Annotated in this window: 18 protein-coding genes; 11 read left to right on the top strand and 7 right to left on the bottom strand. The window is 33.7% G+C overall.

Going from position 1 to position 16849, the window contains the following annotated elements; all coding sequences use genetic code 11:
- Nucleotides 1-37 precede the first annotated feature (37 nt).
- On the bottom strand, nt 38-532 hold the full coding sequence (locus tag Q0871_RS07745; protein ID WP_299320688.1) for a metallophosphoesterase family protein: 495 nt from the start codon (nt 530-532) through the stop codon (nt 38-40).
- A 135-nt stretch (nt 533-667) separates the two neighbouring features.
- Here Q0871_RS07745 and truA point away from each other — a divergent pair, with 135 nt between their 5' ends.
- The gene (truA, locus tag Q0871_RS07740) at nt 668-1417 is read left to right on the top strand and encodes a tRNA pseudouridine(38-40) synthase TruA (RefSeq protein WP_299320685.1); all 750 of its coding nucleotides are present in this window, start codon (nt 668-670) and stop codon (nt 1415-1417) included.
- Complete coding sequence (locus Q0871_RS07735; RefSeq protein WP_299320682.1) at nt 1410-3176, top strand: ABC transporter ATP-binding protein; 1767 nt, start codon at nt 1410-1412, stop codon at nt 3174-3176. The genes truA and Q0871_RS07735 overlap by 8 nt, the downstream gene beginning before the upstream one ends.
- A gap of 103 nt (nt 3177-3279) precedes the next feature.
- Here Q0871_RS07735 and Q0871_RS07730 read toward each other — a convergent pair whose 3' ends face one another.
- The 3 genes from Q0871_RS07730 to folP are packed head-to-tail and all read right to left on the bottom strand — an operon-like array spanning nt 3280 to nt 5723.
- Nucleotides 3280-4059: a DUF3667 domain-containing protein gene (locus tag Q0871_RS07730; RefSeq protein ID WP_299320679.1), complete on the bottom strand. Its 780-nt coding sequence runs from the start codon at nt 4057-4059 to the stop codon at nt 3280-3282.
- Nucleotides 4059-4844, bottom strand: coding sequence for a diadenylate cyclase (locus tag Q0871_RS07725; RefSeq protein WP_299320676.1), 786 nt, complete (start codon nt 4842-4844; stop codon nt 4059-4061). Before Q0871_RS07725 ends, Q0871_RS07730 begins: the two co-directional genes overlap by 1 nt.
- 54 nt (nt 4845-4898) lie before the next feature.
- The gene (folP, locus tag Q0871_RS07720; protein WP_299320673.1) at nt 4899-5723 is read right to left on the bottom strand and encodes a dihydropteroate synthase; all 825 of its coding nucleotides are present in this window, start codon (nt 5721-5723) and stop codon (nt 4899-4901) included.
- 103 nt (nt 5724-5826) lie between these two features.
- Between folP and Q0871_RS07715 the strand changes: the two genes are divergently transcribed.
- From Q0871_RS07715 to Q0871_RS07695, 5 genes are read left to right on the top strand one after another with little or no spacing between them, the layout of a single operon-like run.
- Entirely contained in the window at nt 5827-6372 is a 546-nt protein-coding gene (locus Q0871_RS07715; RefSeq protein ID WP_299320671.1) for a DUF1599 domain-containing protein, read from the top strand.
- An 8-nt stretch (nt 6373-6380) separates the two neighbouring features.
- Nucleotides 6381-7478, top strand: a complete 1098-nt coding sequence (locus Q0871_RS07710) for a BT_3928 family protein (RefSeq protein WP_299320668.1) — start codon at nt 6381-6383, stop codon at nt 7476-7478.
- A 39-nt stretch (nt 7479-7517) separates the two neighbouring features.
- Complete coding sequence (tpiA, locus tag Q0871_RS07705; RefSeq protein WP_299320665.1) at nt 7518-8267, top strand: triose-phosphate isomerase; 750 nt, start codon at nt 7518-7520, stop codon at nt 8265-8267.
- 15 nt (nt 8268-8282) lie between these two features.
- Entirely contained in the window at nt 8283-9119 is an 837-nt protein-coding gene (gene prmA / locus Q0871_RS07700) for a 50S ribosomal protein L11 methyltransferase (protein ID WP_299320662.1), read from the top strand.
- 20 nt (nt 9120-9139) lie between these two features.
- On the top strand, nt 9140-9415 hold the full coding sequence (locus Q0871_RS07695; protein ID WP_036157852.1) for an ATP-dependent Clp protease adaptor ClpS: 276 nt from the start codon (nt 9140-9142) through the stop codon (nt 9413-9415).
- Nucleotides 9416-9548: 133 nt separating this feature from the next.
- On the opposite strand, the gene Q0871_RS07690 is transcribed toward Q0871_RS07695, so the two are convergent.
- On the bottom strand, nt 9549-9770 hold the full coding sequence (locus tag Q0871_RS07690; protein ID WP_036157855.1) for a hypothetical protein: 222 nt from the start codon (nt 9768-9770) through the stop codon (nt 9549-9551).
- Nucleotides 9771-10304: 534 nt separating this feature from the next.
- Here Q0871_RS07690 and uxaC point away from each other — a divergent pair.
- From uxaC to Q0871_RS07670, 4 genes are all read left to right on the top strand, one after another.
- Entirely contained in the window at nt 10305-11711 is a 1407-nt protein-coding gene (gene uxaC, locus Q0871_RS07685) for a glucuronate isomerase (RefSeq protein ID WP_299320655.1), read from the top strand.
- A 135-nt stretch (nt 11712-11846) separates the two neighbouring features.
- Nucleotides 11847-12824 carry a TRAP transporter substrate-binding protein gene (locus Q0871_RS07680; RefSeq protein ID WP_299320653.1) on the top strand — a complete coding sequence of 326 codons (978 nt, stop codon included), beginning with the start codon at nt 11847-11849 and terminating at the stop codon, nt 12822-12824.
- Nucleotides 12825-12829: 5 nt separating this feature from the next.
- Complete coding sequence (locus tag Q0871_RS07675; RefSeq protein WP_299320652.1) at nt 12830-13288, top strand: TRAP transporter small permease; 459 nt, start codon at nt 12830-12832, stop codon at nt 13286-13288.
- Nucleotides 13288-14583, top strand: a complete 1296-nt coding sequence (locus Q0871_RS07670; protein ID WP_299321263.1) for a TRAP transporter large permease — start codon at nt 13288-13290, stop codon at nt 14581-14583. The genes Q0871_RS07675 and Q0871_RS07670 overlap by 1 nt, the downstream gene beginning before the upstream one ends.
- A gap of 71 nt (nt 14584-14654) precedes the next feature.
- Here Q0871_RS07670 and Q0871_RS07665 read toward each other — a convergent pair whose 3' ends face one another.
- Both Q0871_RS07665 and Q0871_RS07660 read right to left on the bottom strand, forming a co-directional pair.
- The gene (locus tag Q0871_RS07665; protein ID WP_299320649.1) at nt 14655-15683 is read right to left on the bottom strand and encodes a LacI family DNA-binding transcriptional regulator; all 1029 of its coding nucleotides are present in this window, start codon (nt 15681-15683) and stop codon (nt 14655-14657) included.
- A gap of 73 nt (nt 15684-15756) precedes the next feature.
- On the bottom strand, nt 15757-16449 hold the full coding sequence (locus Q0871_RS07660; RefSeq protein ID WP_299320646.1) for an NUDIX domain-containing protein: 693 nt from the start codon (nt 16447-16449) through the stop codon (nt 15757-15759).
- Nucleotides 16450-16849: the final 400 nt, after the last annotated feature.

The raw sequence follows: 16849 nt of genomic DNA, 5'->3' as shown, positions 1-16849 counted from the left end.
ATACAGGGTGTTGCTTGTTCGCTCAACGCCCTGTATTTTATCTTTTTCCTAGCTCGATTACTTCAAGGTCTTTGATATTATCTGCGTCTATAACAAAACGTAACATGGTACGTACTTGATGAAAACCATGCTTGCCACAAGCACCTGGGTTCATATGTAGTACTCCTAATTTTTTATCCATCATCACTTTTAGAATATGCGAATGTCCGGATATGAATAATTTTGGTGGATTTTCTCTGATCATATCTCGGGTTCTCATATTATATTTAGGTGGGTATCCTCCTATATGAGTTATAAAAACATCAACACCTTCACAAAAAAATCTGTTGTTTTCTGGAAATTCTTTTTGAATAATATGGTCGTCAATATTACCATGCACTCCTTTCAAAGGTTTTAATTTCGCAATAGCATCGGTAACGTCTAAAGATCCAATGTCACCGGCATGCCATACTTCATCTGCCCATTTTACATGCTTTAAAATGGCATCGTCAATATGCGAATGCGTATCAGAAAGTAAGAGAATTTTGGTCATTTTTAGATTTCAATTTTATTGGAAAAATAGATTTGTTTTGTCGAGCAACTAATACTCTTATTTGACTTTGCTGGAACGAATGTTAAAACGTATCCTTTTTAATACCTTTGTGAAGTACAAAACTAGCATATACTTTTGAGATTCTTCATTCAATTTTCATACTTCGGTAAAGCTTATCATGGCTGGCAAAATCAGCCCAATGCCATAACTGTTCAAGAAGTGCTTGAGAACGGCATGTCTAAACTCTTAAATTTGCCTGTTTCGCTTATGGGTGCAGGTCGCACAGATACTGGTGTTCATGCAAAAGAAATGTACGCCCATTTTGATGTTGATGTTCTTGAGAATATACCTGAATATATTTTTAAATTAAATTCTTTCTTGCCAAATAATATAGCAGTAAATCGAATTTTTGAAGTACAAGATGATGCACATGCACGTTTTCACGCTACAGCAAGAACTTATGAATATCATATAGATAAAAAGAAAGATCCTTTTTCTACAGATTTAGCTCATTTTATAAAGAAAGACTTAGATATAGCTCAAATGAATAGTGCCGCAGCGTTATTGTTGGGTAAAAAGGATTTTGAATGTTTTTCAAAGTCGAATACAGATGTGTATACTAATATTTGCGACCTAAGAGAAGCAAAATGGGAGCTAAAAAATAATCGACTAGTTTTTACAATCACAGCAGACCGATTTCTGCGCAATATGGTTAGAGCTATTGTTGGAACATTAATCAATGTGGGATTGGATAAATACCCTGCAGACTATGTTAATACCATATTAAAAAGCAAGGATAGAACAAAAGCAGGCGTTTCTGTTCCTGCAAAAGGATTATATTTGACCTCTATTGTTTACCCCAATACTATTTTAAAGAATGGATAAGGATTCTGGCAAAGCATTTGACACTCGTCTTTTTAAACGCTTACTCGCCTACACAAAACCGTACAAAATTACTTTTTATGGCGTTGCATTGGCTGCCATATTACTGTCTTGTTTTGCGATTCTTACTCCCTTAATTGTCAAGAAAATTATTGATGAAGCCATAAAAGAAAGTAATGCAGAAATGTTACTTTACTTAACCATTGCTATGTTAGTGGTGCTGCTTGGTCAGGTAATTTGTCAATTGGCTTTTAATTATTATGCAAACTGGTTAGGCGAATCTGTTATTAAAGATGTTCGTATAAGTCTCTTCAAGAAAATGCTTTCTTTTAAAATGAAGTATTTCGATAATTCTTCGTTGGGTGTATTGGTGACTAGAGCTGTTGCAGATATGCAACGAATAGGCGAGATATTTAGTCAAGGTTTTTTCGTTATTGTTGCAGATTTGCTGAAAATGGTAATTGCTGCCATTGTTATGCTATTCATAAATTGGAAACTCGCTTTAATAGTTTTTGCGTTATTACCTATAATAATGTACGCTACAAGATGGTTTCAAAAAGCTATGAAAGTAGCTTTTACAGAAGTTAGGGCAGAGGTTTCTAATCTGAATTCTTTTGTGCAAGAGCGTATTACGGGTATGAAAATAGTACAGCTATTTACCCGAGAAAAAATAGAAAGCGATAAGTTTAGAGAAATTAACGAAAAGCATAAGAAAGCTTGGTTGAAAACAGTTTGGTATAACTCCATTTTCTTCCCAATTGCTGAAATTGTTTCTTCACTTACCGTAGGATTAATTGTTTGGTATGGCGGATTGCAGAATGTTGCGAATATATCTACAGATATAGCAGGTACCATTTTTGCTTTTATAATGTTGATCGATTTGCTTTTTAGACCACTTCGTCAAATTGCAGATAAATTCAATACCCTACAAATGGGGATGGTTGCCGCTAATAGAGTTTTTAAAATTTTAGATACCGATAGCCAAATACAAAATGTAGGTTCTTTTGAGAAAGAGGTAGTAAATGGCGATATAAAATTTGACGATGTTCATTTTGGGTACTTAGAAGATGAAGAGGTGTTACACGGAATTTCATTTGATGTAAAAGCAGGAGAAACAGTTGCTATTGTTGGTGCTACGGGTGCTGGTAAGAGTACGATAATTAATTTATTGAATAGGTTTTACGAGATTAACTCCGGTTCTATTTTAGTTGATGGTGTAGATATTAAAGAGTACAATTTATCATCACTACGCACGCACATAGCCGTGGTATTACAAGATGTTTTTTTGTTTGCCGATACGATTGCGAATAATATTTCTCTAAAAAACCCAGCCATAAGTGTTTCTGATATCGAGAATGCTGCTAAAGCTATTGGTGTAGATGAGTTTATAACGAGTTTGCCAGGTGGTTATCAGTATAATGTAAAAGAGAGAGGTTCTATGCTTTCTAGCGGTCAACGACAGTTAATTGCTTTTTTACGTGCTTATGTTAGTAACCCAAGTATTCTGATTTTAGATGAGGCTACGTCATCCGTAGATACCTATTCTGAGCAGTTAATACAGTCAGCTACAGATAAAATTACTCAAGGGAGAACTTCTATAGTTATTGCCCACCGTTTAGCTACTATTAAAAAAGCTGATAAAATTATTGTTATGGACGCGGGTAATATTGTAGAAACCGGTACGCATAAACAACTACTTAAAAAAGGTGGTTATTACAGCAATTTATATGAAGCACAGTTCTTAGTTGAGGAGGTAGCGTAATTATGGCGTCATTTTCTGAAATGAGTCGGTAAAAAGAGCTATGTAAATTTGTTTAAAAACTTAAGAGTTTTTTGAAAATTAGCTACCGTAAATGAAATCCTTATTATTTTACAGGTGCGAAGTCATTTAAATTAAATACTCCAGTAAGCATTAAAATAAGCATTATACCCATTATTGTAATAAAGAAGATAGTAACAACTAAAAATAGGTAAATCACTGATTTCCACAATAGATTCTTAATTGAAAATCTATTTAATCTTTGTAAAACGTAAATTGAATAAAGAAGGGTTGCGCCTAGAAGAGGCTTACTCATCTCCACATAGTAATCAGGATTAATAATTAAAGTACTTATGCCTATTGGAAATGTTACTATGCTATAATGAGCCATTATGTAGATAAAAACTACAATGTATTCTGAGAAGTTGTATTTTATTTTATTGAAAAGTAGATAAGCTGGAAAAGCTAAAATAGGAAAGTATATTAAAAACATAAACGAACTGTAATCAAATACAAATTCTGAATATTTCTCTGCAAACTCAGGATTCATATTATTTGACCCACCTGTAAAATCTATATTTGATGCATAGAATTTTTTAATCAAAAAAACGGTTATTCCAGAAAGGGTTAAGGCTATACCTAGATAACTAATTGGATTTAAATATTTCTTTCGGGTACCTGAGATATAACCACGCAATACTACTTCTGGCTTTGAAAATAGATGTAAAAACGTTTTAAAGAAGCTGTTATCTAAATTAAAATATCTTTCAAAAATATCGAAACTTAAATTTTTTAAAGTTATTCTGTTCCTTATTACCTTAGCTCCACAATCTGGGCAATAGCTGAAATCGGTTCTAAGGTTGGTATGGCAGTTTTTGCATTCCACTAAATCAAATCTTGTTTAAGCATATTCCCTAATTGGGTGATGGAATCATAGAGAACAAACTCTCCGTTTTTAATATAAGAGATCAACCCTGTTTCTTCACTTACTACGATGCTTAGGGCATCGGTCTTTTCACTAATACCCACGGCTGCTCTATGTCGTAACCCGAAGCGTAGCGGAATATTACGCTCGTTCGAAACTGGTAAAATCACTCTAGTAGCAACAATGTAATTTCCAACAATAACAGCAGCACCATCATGAAGTGTGCTGTTTTTGTAAAAGATACTTTCAAGAATAGGTTGGTTAATTTCAATATTCATACGATCGCCTGTACTTTTAATAAAATCTAAGGAGTTGTTACGTTCAATAACTAAAATAGCTCCTGTTTTGGTACTAGCCATTTTCTCGCATGCTTTCAATATAGCATCTACATCTGTGTCCGTCGATAGGCCTTCTTGCTTTAAGAATTTAAAATGCTTTACAAAATTTCTCTTGTTAGCGAAATTGGTAGAGCCGATCATTAAAAGGAATTTTCTGATCTCTTGCTGAAAAACTATAATCAGTGCAATAAGTCCGACTTGCATAAATGCACCAACCATACTGCTAATCATTTGCATGTCTAGCAATTCGGTCAGTTTCCAAAAAGCCCAGACAATAACAATACCGATAAAAATATTGATGGCCACCGATCCTCTAACTAATTTGTAGATATGGTATAGAAGTACGGCAACAAATATGATGTCTAAAACATCTGTAATCTTAAAGTCAATAAAATTTAAAAAATCCAATCAGTACCGTTTTAGTAAAATTAAGAAAATTGATAACAACAAATAGATATAAACTTAGGCATTTAATTGTTCATAGAGTTTTACACATTCCATTGCTTCTTTTACGTCATGTACTCTAAGAATTTTAGCCCCTTTCTGTAGGCAGACCATATGTAATGCCGTCGTGCCATTTAATGCTTGTTCGGCAGTTATGTCTAAGGTTTTGTAAATCATCGATTTTCTGCTAATACCGCTTAATATTGGGTGTTCAATGATATTCATGACTTCCATTTGGCTTAAAAGCTCGTAGTTTTGTTCTAGATTCTTTGCAAAACCAAATCCTGGGTCAATAATAATATCTTTTATTCCTAATGCCTTAGCTGCAACTAATCTTTCAGAAAAAAATGAAAGAACCTCTTTCGAAATATCTTTGTAATCTGTTTGTTGTTGCATGGTTTGTGGCGTACCGCGCATATGCATCATAATGTATGGCACGTATAATTTAGCAATGGTGGGTAACATCTTGTTATCCTGCAATCCTGCAGAAATATCATTAATTATGGCAGCTCCATTTTCAACACATGCTTTAGCGATATTACTTCTAAAAGTATCAATAGAGAGTATGGTGTTTGGAAAATTCTTTAAAATTAAGTTGACAATGGGTTCTATCCGCTTTAACTCGGTAGCTTCATCAACTTCTAAAGCGCTGGGTCTTGAACTATAAGCCCCAACATCAATAAAAGTGGCGCCTTCGTTTAGCATTTTTTCAACTTGATTTAGAATACTCTTTTCGTCTTTGTATTTTCCGCCATCAAAAAAAGAATCGGGAGTAACGTTCAGAATACCCATTACCTTGGGCTGAACTAATGATAAAAGCTTACCGTTACAATTTATGGTCATTATCAATTTTTAATAGGAATTTGTGGCATTTTCCAAGTTTAAACCATCAATCTTGATGGTTACAATTATTTAAGCGAAATTTACATAAATTAGATAGAATTACATGCTAGATACGGCAAAGGAATACGATGAGGTTATTGAGGTTTGTTTGAATCTGTACCAGAAAAAAATGACAGATTACGGTAGTGCATGGCGAATTTTAAGATTACCATCGCTAACAGATCAAATATTTATTAAGGCACAACGTATACGTAGTCTTCAAGAGAACGATGTTCGTAAGGTTGATGAAGGTGAACGTTCAGAGTTTATCGGAATCATCAATTATTCGGTAATGGCATTAATTCAATTAGAACTTGGTGTTGTTGATCAACCCGATTTAAATACTGAAAAAGCGGTAGAATTATATGCAAAGCATATTAAAATTACCAAAGAATTGATGTTGAACAAGAACCATGATTATGGTGAGGCTTGGCGAGATATGAGAGTTAGTTCTCTTACAGATTTAATTTTGCAAAAATTACTTCGAGTAAAGCAAATAGAAGATAATAAGGGTAAAACTTTGGTAAGCGAAGGTATAGATGCCAATTATCAAGACATGATTAATTATGCGGTTTTTGCATTGATACATTTAGGTTCAGAATCAAAATAAGAATAAGAATGAAGTATTTAGTAGGTGTCGTAAGAATTTTTGTTGGTATACTTTTTATTATAAGCGGTTTTATAAAGCTGAACGATCCTGTTGGTTTTTCTTTTAAGTTAGAAGAGTACTTTAGTCAAGGTGTGTTAGATCTACCTTTTCTAACTCCTTTTGCTTTGGCAATTTCAATTCTTGTGGTGATTGTTGAGGTCATGGTTGGTGTTATGCTTATACTTGGTTATAAACGTAAAATCACCATATGGACGCTGATTGCCATGATTGTTTTCTTCACTTTTCTAACCTTTTATTCTGCTTACTTCAATAAAGTAACTGATTGTGGTTGTTTCGGTGATGCTATAAAGCTGACCCCTTGGGAGTCTTTTACGAAAGATGTGGTGCTTTTGGTATTGATTTTAATCATATACGCAGGTAGAAAATATATAACACCGTTAGTGAAACCTAAAACCTTAATGCCTCTTTTAATGCTATCATTATTAGCTTGTATTGGGTACGTATACCATGTTCTAAATCACTTACCGGTAATAGATTTTAGACCTTATGAAATTGGCAAGAACATTGAAGAGGGTATGAGTACGCCAGATGATGCGCCTAAAGCTATTTTCGAATACAGATGGAAATTTAATGTAAATGGTACTGAAGAAATTCATATTAGTAATGGAGATTACCCAACAGTAGATGGGGAATTTATCGATGTTGAAACAGAAGAGATACAAGCGGGTTATGAACCACCTGTTCATGATTTTACCATAGAGCAAGAGGGAGAAGATTTTGCTGCTTCTTTATTACAAGAACCTAAATTGGTTATGGTCATAGCCTACGATTTAAGAAAATCGAATTTAGATGAATTCAAGAATATTAAAACAGTAGCCGATAAGGCTATAAAAGCTGGCTATAAAGTAATAGGTATGTCAGCATCTGGGCCAGATCAAACTGATGCTTTGGTAAAAGAGAATAACCTAGGTTTTAATTTTTACTTTACCGATGAGACAACATTGAAGACCATAGTTAGGTCTAACCCCGGAGTTTTAGTTTTAGAAAAAGGAACCATAAAACAGAAAGTGCATTACAACGACTTAGAAGATTTAATCTTCAATTAAGATAATAAACTGAAATAGTATAATTAGAAATAAAACAACATGAGAGCAAAGATAGTAGCGGGTAACTGGAAGATGAATAAGAATTTGGCAGAGACTGAAACACTTTTAGCAGAGCTGTCGGCAAAATTGCCAGATACGAATGCAGAAGTGATGGTAGCGCCAACATATGTAAACTTGGCTAGCGCAGTACATTCTTTAGAAAGTTCTAAAATTGAAGTTATTGCACAAAACATGCATTATGCTGAAAGTGGTGCTTTTACTGGTGAAATTTCTGCAGATATGTTATTGAACATTGGCATTGATACTGCAATTATCGGTCACTCAGAAAGAAGAGCGTATTTTGGTGAAGGCGATGAGATACTTTCAAAGAAAGTAATTACAGCTTTAAATAAGGGTATTCGTGTAATGTTCTGTTTTGGTGAGGAATTAGAAGATCGTAAATCTGGTAACCATTTCAATTTAGTTGAAAGTCAGTTGAAGAATGTACTATTTAGTTTAGAACCTTCTGCGTGGACTAATATTGTGTTGGCATACGAGCCAGTTTGGGCAATTGGTACGGGTGAGACAGCTTCTCCTGAACAAGCGCAAGAAATGCATGCATTTATCCGTAAAACTATTTCAGAAGCATTTGATGCTACTATAGCTAATAATGTAACTATTCTTTACGGTGGTAGTGTTAAGCCAGGTAATGCAGAAGAAATTTTTTCTAAACCAGATGTTGACGGTGGTTTAATCGGTGGTGCTTCATTAGTTGCTGACGATTTTATTGCTATCATTAAAGCTATTTAAGCGAAGTATTCAAAAATGAGCAATACAGTATATATTGAATACCGTTTTACGGTAAAACCTAAAGATCCGGCTTCAGACCTTCTTATTGCAGAATTGGGTGAAGTCGGTTTTGAAAGTTTTGTTGAAGAAGAAAATGATGTGTTGGCATACATTCAAAAAACTGATTGGTCTGAAGGTATGTTAGAGGATCTTCCGATACTACATAATTCGAGATATGCATTTACCTACGACTATAAAGAAATAGAGCAAGAGAACTGGAACGCTACTTGGGAACAAAATTTTCAGCCAATTATCGTTGATGATATTTGTATGATAAGAGCCCCTTTTCATGAGGCTATTAATGTGGATTATGACATTGTTATTGAACCCAAAATGAGTTTTGGTACAGGTCATCATGAAACAACCCATATGATGTTGCAGCATATTTTACAGTTAGATGTAAAAGGGAAAACTGTTTTAGATATGGGTAGTGGTACAGGGGTTTTAGCTATTCTTGCGGGTATGCGTGGTGCTACTACTATAGATGCCATCGACATTGATAATTGGTGTTACTTGAATGCTAAGGAGAATGTTGAGCGTAATAACATGGACTTCATTTCTGTATATGAAGGTGATGTCTCTTTGCTTCAGGGTAAGATGTATGATTTGATCATCGCAAATATCAATAGAAACATTTTGTTGGCAGATTTACCGAGCTATGTGAAATCTTTAAATTCTGGAGGTATTTTATTGTTAAGTGGTTTTTATACTGAGGATTTAGAAATGATTACGCAAAAATGTACTGATTTATCGTTAAAGTTCGAAAAAAACCTTGAACGCAATAATTGGGTTGCCGCAAAATATGTAAATTAGAAGGTATTAATTGGAATATGATGAGCACAAGAGAAGAAATTTCCGAAGAATTACTTTTAGAAGAAGAAACGGTTCAGCAGAATGAAATCGTACTTTTTAATGATGAGGTCAATACTTTTGATCACGTTATAAATACATTAATGTCTGTTTGTGAGCATTCACCAGAGCAGGCTGAGCAATGTTCTTTAATTGTTCATTACAAAGGTAAGTGTACAGTTAAGACTGGTGAGTATGAAGAGTTGAAACCAAAATGTTCTAAATTACTACAAGCAGGACTTAGTGCAGAAATTGTTTAAATCAGTCTTCATATTTTATAGAAGTTTAAAATAATATTGAAATAAAAAAATCCCTTGAACTTGGTTCAAGGGATTTTTTTATTTCAATTAAACTCTTAAAAGAAATTTTAATAAGTCTTTAAATGTATTAATCTTATACCAAAGGTACTCCGTTCAATCGTTTCTCGATTTTCTTCTTTTTGACTGTAACTTCTTTCATTACATCCATTAAGTTAGAGTCTTTAGTTTCCTTATATATTTCATTAATACTTAAAATAAGTGCTTTTGCCTCTCTCGATGCCTCTACTCGGTCACTGGTAGACATATTACTCATTTTTCGACCTATAAATTCTTGAGCTTTTTCAAGTAACTCCATTTGCTTCTTTTTTTTCAAAGTTAACATAATATTCAAATTACGCAATTCTTTGTCAATTGTATATAGTTATGAGGCTATTAGATAATAGTATTTATGAACAATTTAACGAAACAAGGGTGTTTTGACTGTTTTGTTTCGATTTGAAAGTTAACTTTTACTGTCAGATTTGTATTTTTTCAAGCTTTTTTGAATAAGTATGACAAAAATTGCGTTTAGTTCAGTGTATTTCAGTGCTTGATTATGAAATATTTATTATCCAACATTCAAATTATTGATAAATGTAATTTTGAGTGTAATTATTTGCTGAATATTTAAATTTGAATATATTTGTGTAATCGATTGCATTAAATAAAGGTACCTCTTTGAGCACTTTTTAGATTAATAGAGGTCAGGTTTACTTTTTGTGTTAATTTGAATTTCATTTTCAAGATTAAAACAAATAGCCTTCTTATGTAAGATGTTATTGATGTTTTTAAATATGTGATAAGTAGTGTCTATTTGAAAAGCGTAAAACTGCAATTGAAGAATAATGATATGACAAAAAACAAAACCTTTATAACTGATGATTTTCTATTAGAAAATAAATTTGCGGAAAGGCTTTATCATGATTACGCTTCGCAAATGCCAATTATAGATTACCATTGTCATTTACCACCAGATGAAATTGCAAATAATCGGCAGTTCGAAAATCTAACCAAAATCTGGAATGATGGCGACCATTATAAATGGCGTGCGATGCGAACCTTTGGTATCGATGAAAAATATATAACCGGTAACGAACCAGATAAAGAGAAATTTCTTGAATGGGGTAAAGCGGTCCCCTATACATTAAGAAATCCCTTATATCATTGGACACATTTAGAGCTTCAACGCTATTTTGATATTGATTTGCTATTGAACGCCGATACGGCTAACGACATATACGATGAGGCAACAGCAAAACTTCAAACTTCAGAATATAGCTGTCAAAGTTTAATTAAGAAGATGAAAGTTGAGGTTATTTGTACTACTGAAGATCCTATTGATAGCTTAGATCACCATGTCAAAATAAGAAATAGTAATTTTAATGTCAAAGTAAGTACAGCCTTTAGACCAGATAAGGCTATTATGATTTCTAGCGATACGTACCTTGAGTATTTAGAAAAACTTTCAGTTGTTAGTAATGTAAACATCGATTCTTATAAATATTTGTGTGATGCACTTTCTGTACGTTTAGATTATTTTGCTAAAAATGGATGCACACTATCCGATCATGGTTTAAGCTATGTTCCGTTTAAATCATTTACAGATGCTGAGATTGAGAATATTTTCCAAAAAAGAACAGAGCGAAAGCAATTATCTTTAGAAGAAGATGAGAAATTTCAAACAGCGATATTATTATTTCTATGTGAGCAATACCATTCACGTGGATGGATACAACAATTTCATTTAGGTGCATTACGAAATAATAACGCGAGAATGACCCGAATTTTAGGTCCGGATACTGGTTGGGATTCTATAGGAGATTATTCTCAAGCAAGAACACTTTCAAGCTTTTTAAATGCCTTAGATTCAAAAGACAAGCTTACCAAAACTATATTATATAATCTTAATCCGGCAGACAATGAAGTGTTGGCCACCATGATTGGTAATTATAACGATGGTAAGGTAAAAGGTAAAATGCAATTTGGTTCTGGCTGGTGGTTTATGGATCAAAAAGATGGTATGACCAGACAACTAAATGCACTGTCTAATATGGGTTTAATTAGCTGTTTTATAGGAATGTTGACAGATTCAAGATCTTTCCTTTCATTCCCTAGGCATGAATATTTTAGACGAATTGTTTGTAACCTTTTCGGACAAGAAATGCAACGCGGAGAACTACCACAAGATTTTGAATTAGTGGGGCAAATTATACAAGATATTAGTTATAATAATGCAAAGGAGTATTTCAAATTTTAATTTCTAATTGAGGGTTTAATTTTCAAAGGCTTGTCTTGAAAGGTAAACTAAATGTTCAGAACTAAACCTCGTATCCTAGGAGCGAGGTTGTTGATTTAAAAATTTCGGTATTCAAAAGCCGTTTAATCCAATACTATGAAAAGTATAAAAATACTAACGCTCTTTATTTTGGTCGTAACCTTTTTAGGTTGTGAAATACAGACCAATGTAAAGACATTGCGTTTGGGACATGGTTTAGATGTTAGCCATTCTGTACACAAGGCAATGGTTAAAATGGGTGAAGATCTGTTGGAACGATCTGGTGGGAAATTAAAACTTGAAATTTACCCTAGTCAACAATTAGGTACCGAGCGAGAATGTTTAGAACTATTGCAAATAGGTAGTTTAGATATGACTAAAGTGTCTGTTGGGGTATTAGAGAATTTTGCACCTAAAATGAAAGTGCTTGGTCTGCCTTTTTTATTTAGAGATCGTCAACACTCTTTTGACGTGCTTGACGGACCAATTGGTGAAATGCTTTTAAACGAAGGCGATAAATATTGGCTAAAGGGACTAGGATATTATGATGCTGGTAGTCGTAGTTTTTATACGATGAACAAGCCTATTGAAAAGCCAGATGATCTTATCGGCGAAAAAATAAGAGTGATGGAAAGTGCTACTGCGGTAAATATGGTAAAAGCACTTGGAGGTTCACCAACTCCTATTTCATGGGGAGAATTGTACACATCGCTACAGCAAGGTGTAGTTGATGGGGCAGAGAATAATCCGCCAAGTTTTTACCTGTCTAGACATTACGAAGTTTGTAAATATTATTCTTTAGATGAACATACGGTACTGCCAGATGTTTTATTGATCGGTACTTATGTGTATGATAAATTGAACGAACAAGAAAAGAAATGGCTGAATGAATCAGTGAAAGAATCGGTAAAATACCAGCGTATTCTTTGGGCAGAAGCAGAAGAGGAAGCTTTACGGGAAGTTCAAAAAGCAGGTGTACAAATCATTAGACCAGATAAATCGCTTTTTGCAGAAAAAGTGAAAAGTATTTTTGAAGGATATAAAGAAGATGAGGAAATGTATTCGCTAATCAAAGAAATTCAAGAAACCAACTAGCTGCTATGCGTAACAAAATAGATTCCGTTTTAGGTAAAACATTGGTATTGATTATGTCTGTTATGGTCATAAATGTACTATGGCAAGTATTTACAAGATATGTAACTGGTAACCCTAGCTCATTTACAGATGAGCTGGCTCGTTATCTTATGATTTGGATTGGAGTTCTTGGAGCTGCATACGTTTCAGGGCGAAATTTACATGTTGCTATTGATATTTTACCATTACGGCAGAGTAAGAAAACACAGAAAAAATTGAAGATAATTGTAACTATTTTAATTATTCTATTTGTCTTTTTCGCTTTTGTAATAGGTGGATCAAGGTTGGTATATATCTCTTATGTTTTAGGACAACAATCGCCAGCATTGCAATTACCACTAGCAGTAGTTTATCTTATAATTCCAATTAGCGGTTTGTTGATTATGTATTACAAAATATCTGACCTAAAAAATATCAACTCATGATGGAGCATTTACCTATTCTTGTTTTAGTACTAAGCTTCATATGCTTATTATCTATAGGCACACCTGTTGCCTGGAGTATTGCAATCTCATCTTTATTGACCATGTTGGTGAGTATACCTGCAATGCCAGCATTTACAACAGTATCGCAACGAATGGCTACTGGGTTAGATAGTTTTGCCCTGTTGGCAATTCCGTTTTTTGTACTATCGGGAGAGCTTATGAATAAAGGAGGTATTGCGCATAGACTTATCGCCTTTGCAAAGACATTGGTAGGCTCTTTTCCTGGCGGATTAGCTTTAATAAACGTCATAGCCGCTATGTTAATGGGAGCGATTGCGGGATCAGCAATGGCATCTGCCTCTGCCATGGGAAGTATCTTAGGTCCTGAGATGGAAAAAGAAGGGTATTCCAAAGAATTTGGTGCTGCAGTAAATATAACTTCGGCAACTACAGGTTTAATAATTCCTCCAAGTAATGTATTAATCGTTTACTCTTTAGCGAGTGGCGGAGCGTCTATAGCGGCATTATTCTTAGCAGGATATATTCCTGGCATAATGACGGGATTGTTTTTGATGATCGTAGCAGCTTTTTGGGCAAAAAAGAAAAAATATAAAGTAGGAAAACGTAGTAGTTTAAAAGAGGTAGGGAAAACATTTATCGATGCATTACCAAGTCTTTTTATGTTGGTTGTAGTTATTGGAGGTATTGTTACAGGAATCTTTACGGCTACAGAAGCATCTGCCATTGCGGTATTGTATAGTTTAATTCTTGGCTTTATTTACAAGGAGATTACCTTGCCAAAATTGCCTCAAATATTATTAGATTCTTCTTCGACTACGGCTATAGTTATGTTACTGATCGGGTCGTCTATGTGCATGTCTTGGGCTTTGTCTTATGAAAATATTCCGCAAGATATCAGCACCGGACTTTTAAGTTTAAGTGATAATAAGATTGTTATTCTTTTGATCATTAACTTACTGTTATTGTTCGTTGGTATTTTTATGGATATGACTCCTGCAGTTCTAATTTTTACTCCTATATTCTTACCGGTAGTGACCAAATTAGGACTCGATCCTGTTCATTTCGGAATCATCATGGTACTGAACCTTTGTATAGGCTTATGTACACCACCAGTGGGGTCGGTACTGTTTGTTGGGGTAGGTGTGGCTAAAACCACTATTGAAAAAGTATTTAAACCCTTGCTGCCGTTATTTATAGCAATGATTGTTGCACTTTTCTTGGTAACTTATATTCCGCAATTAAGCTTGTGGTTACCTAGCTTGTTCGATTTGTAGAATAGTACTATTTGGCGGAGACAGGTATAGTTATAATTATTGGAGGATAAATATAAATTTTAGTTCATATTTTAAGACTTCTTAACCTTACTCGACGATTTTCTAATAATTAGTTTAGCTGGCAGAACAACATTCTTATTCACTTTTACAGGTTGTTCATTTTCAATCTGTTCCAAGAATACTTTTGCTGCCATTTTTCCCATTTCTACGGGCGACTGATCTACAGAGCTGATAGAGGGTTCTAAAAATTGAGTAAAAGGTTCATTACTAAATCCTACTACACAAAAATCTTCAGGAATTCTTACAGCGATACTTTGTAGGTATTGAACTGCTCCCAATAAACCATTATCCGTTGAAGAAAAAATAGCATCGGGTGGTACAGGTAAGTTCATGAGTTTTTTAGCAGCTTCTTTACCTGCTTCCATATTATTTTTTAGTGTTACTACATAATCGCTATTATAAGCAACACCATGTTTTGAAAGTGCATCTTTATAACCATTAAACCTGTTATTATACAGTTCTATATTTTGGTCCACATTAAAATGGGCTATTCTTTTGCAGCCCTGGTTTATTAAATGAACGGTTGCATCAAAGCCGCCTTGATAATCATCAATGGTTACCGTACTTATATCATTGAAATGCAAAACACGATCAAAAAATATGAAAGGAGACGATTTTTTTAAAACCTGATTTAATTGATTTTTATTCTCATTTGTAAATGAGGTGGATACCAGAATGCCATCGACTTGAGCATTTATTAAATTTTGAATAATCTTTTTTTCACGATCACTTTCCTCATGGGTTTGAGATATGATAACATGAAATCCTTTAGGGTAGAGCTCTTCTTCAATACCACGAATAACAGAGGCGAAAAAGTTTTTATTGATAAAAGGGACCACTACACCTATGTTGTTACTCTTGCCACTTTTAAGTGCCACTGCAAGCCTGTTTTGTTTGTAATTTAATTTTGTTGCTGCGGCAAGAACAAGATCACGGGTTTTCTCGCTAATCTTTGGATTATTATTTAAAGCCCTAGAAACAGTAGCTGCGGTAATATTCAGCTCTTTTGCAATATCATAAATAGTGGCTTTCTTGCTCATAGAAAAGTGTAAGACAAATTTACGATTATAGAATTATAAGATATCTGTAAACGGCTTAAAAATTAGAGCTGTATTAAATTTTAAAGCAATAACCTTCTTCAATTTTCTTTTGGTACTTATCTTCATCGACTTTGAATAGAAATGCCCCTTTTTTAGATGAGCTCATATCTTTCTCGTTGGTTTTCTTTAAAAGACCGAATGAATTGAACTTGTTGATGAAATTTCTTTTATCTAGCTCAGTATCCAAAATGGCCTCGTACATTTTTTGAAGCTGGCGCATGGTAAACTTTTTAGGTAAAAGTTCGAACCCGATGGGTTTATTACTAATTTTATTTTGAAGTAACTGAAGAGCATCCTTTACCATGTCATTATGGTCAAAAATTAATTCAGGAAAATCTTTAAGATCAAACCACTTTATGGGGTTTTGTTTTAAAAGATCTTTACAATGATGTGCAATGTCAATAAGTGCAAAGTATGATATTGATATGGTTCGTTCCTCAGGATCACGGTCTAATTTAGAATACGAGTGAACCTGTTCCATGTAAATGTTGTTCAGTCCCGTTAAATGATTAAGAATTCTTTTAGCTGCTTTATCTAAATTTTCATCTTTTCGAAGAAATCCGCCTATTAGAGACCATTCACCTTTAGCTGGTTCAAAATCTCTTTGAACAAGTAATATTTTTAATTCTTCTTCATAAAATCCGAATATAATGCAGTCTACAGCAAGTAAGACTTTATCTTCTTTGCGATAATTATTCAAAACCATTTCTTAATTTTTGCTAGCCTAAATTAATAAGATTGAATGAAATAAAACTGTTTTAAATACGAAAAGGTTTGCGTACTTTTTTTCTATAGTTATCTGTTATTAAATATGTTAGTGAGTTTGAAGGTGTGTTTTGTGTAATAAAAACTAAACAGATTTCTTTTGTGATATAACGTTATTAAGTGAAAAACAAAGAGCCGAGCAAATTTTAAGTGTAACTTTAATAGGGCTAATTTATTTTATTTCTAGTATACCATAATTGCTGCAAGATTATTTAATGTTTTTTTAAACAGGTATTATGTCATCTATCGTATAGAATTAAATGTAGTATGGTGAAAATAAAGTTTATCGATATATTTAAAATGCCACTAAGCACAAAATAAGATTAGCAAACGGCCTTCTC

Source organism: uncultured Maribacter sp. (assembly GCF_947500985.1).
Lineage (GTDB): Bacteria > Bacteroidota > Bacteroidia > Flavobacteriales > Flavobacteriaceae > Maribacter.
The sequence above is the reverse complement of the archived record's forward strand: the minus strand, read 5'-3'. Positions and strand labels throughout refer to the sequence as shown.

Coding starts and splice junctions, on each gene's coding strand:
- Q0871_RS07745 (WP_299320688.1), bottom strand. CDS start 532: ATGACCAAAATTCTCTTACTTTCTGATACGCATTCGCATATTGACGAT.
- Q0871_RS07735 (WP_299320682.1), top strand. CDS start 1,410: ATGGATAAGGATTCTGGCAAAGCATTTGACACTCGTCTTTTTAAACGC.
- folP (WP_299320673.1), bottom strand. CDS start 5,723: ATGACCATAAATTGTAACGGTAAGCTTTTATCATTAGTTCAGCCCAAG.
- Q0871_RS07715 (WP_299320671.1), top strand. CDS start 5,827: ATGCTAGATACGGCAAAGGAATACGATGAGGTTATTGAGGTTTGTTTG.
- Q0871_RS07710 (WP_299320668.1), top strand. CDS start 6,381: ATGAAGTATTTAGTAGGTGTCGTAAGAATTTTTGTTGGTATACTTTTT.
- tpiA (WP_299320665.1), top strand. CDS start 7,518: ATGAGAGCAAAGATAGTAGCGGGTAACTGGAAGATGAATAAGAATTTG.
- prmA (WP_299320662.1), top strand. CDS start 8,283: ATGAGCAATACAGTATATATTGAATACCGTTTTACGGTAAAACCTAAA.
- Q0871_RS07695 (WP_036157852.1), top strand. CDS start 9,140: ATGAGCACAAGAGAAGAAATTTCCGAAGAATTACTTTTAGAAGAAGAA.
- Q0871_RS07690 (WP_036157855.1), bottom strand. CDS start 9,770: ATGGAGTTACTTGAAAAAGCTCAAGAATTTATAGGTCGAAAAATGAGT.
- uxaC (WP_299320655.1), top strand. CDS start 10,305: ATGACAAAAAACAAAACCTTTATAACTGATGATTTTCTATTAGAAAAT.
- Q0871_RS07680 (WP_299320653.1), top strand. CDS start 11,847: ATGAAAAGTATAAAAATACTAACGCTCTTTATTTTGGTCGTAACCTTT.
- Q0871_RS07675 (WP_299320652.1), top strand. CDS start 12,830: ATGCGTAACAAAATAGATTCCGTTTTAGGTAAAACATTGGTATTGATT.
- Q0871_RS07670 (WP_299321263.1), top strand. CDS start 13,288: ATGGAGCATTTACCTATTCTTGTTTTAGTACTAAGCTTCATATGCTTA.
- Q0871_RS07665 (WP_299320649.1), bottom strand. CDS start 15,683: ATGAGCAAGAAAGCCACTATTTATGATATTGCAAAAGAGCTGAATATT.
- Q0871_RS07660 (WP_299320646.1), bottom strand. CDS start 16,449: ATGGTTTTGAATAATTATCGCAAAGAAGATAAAGTCTTACTTGCTGTA.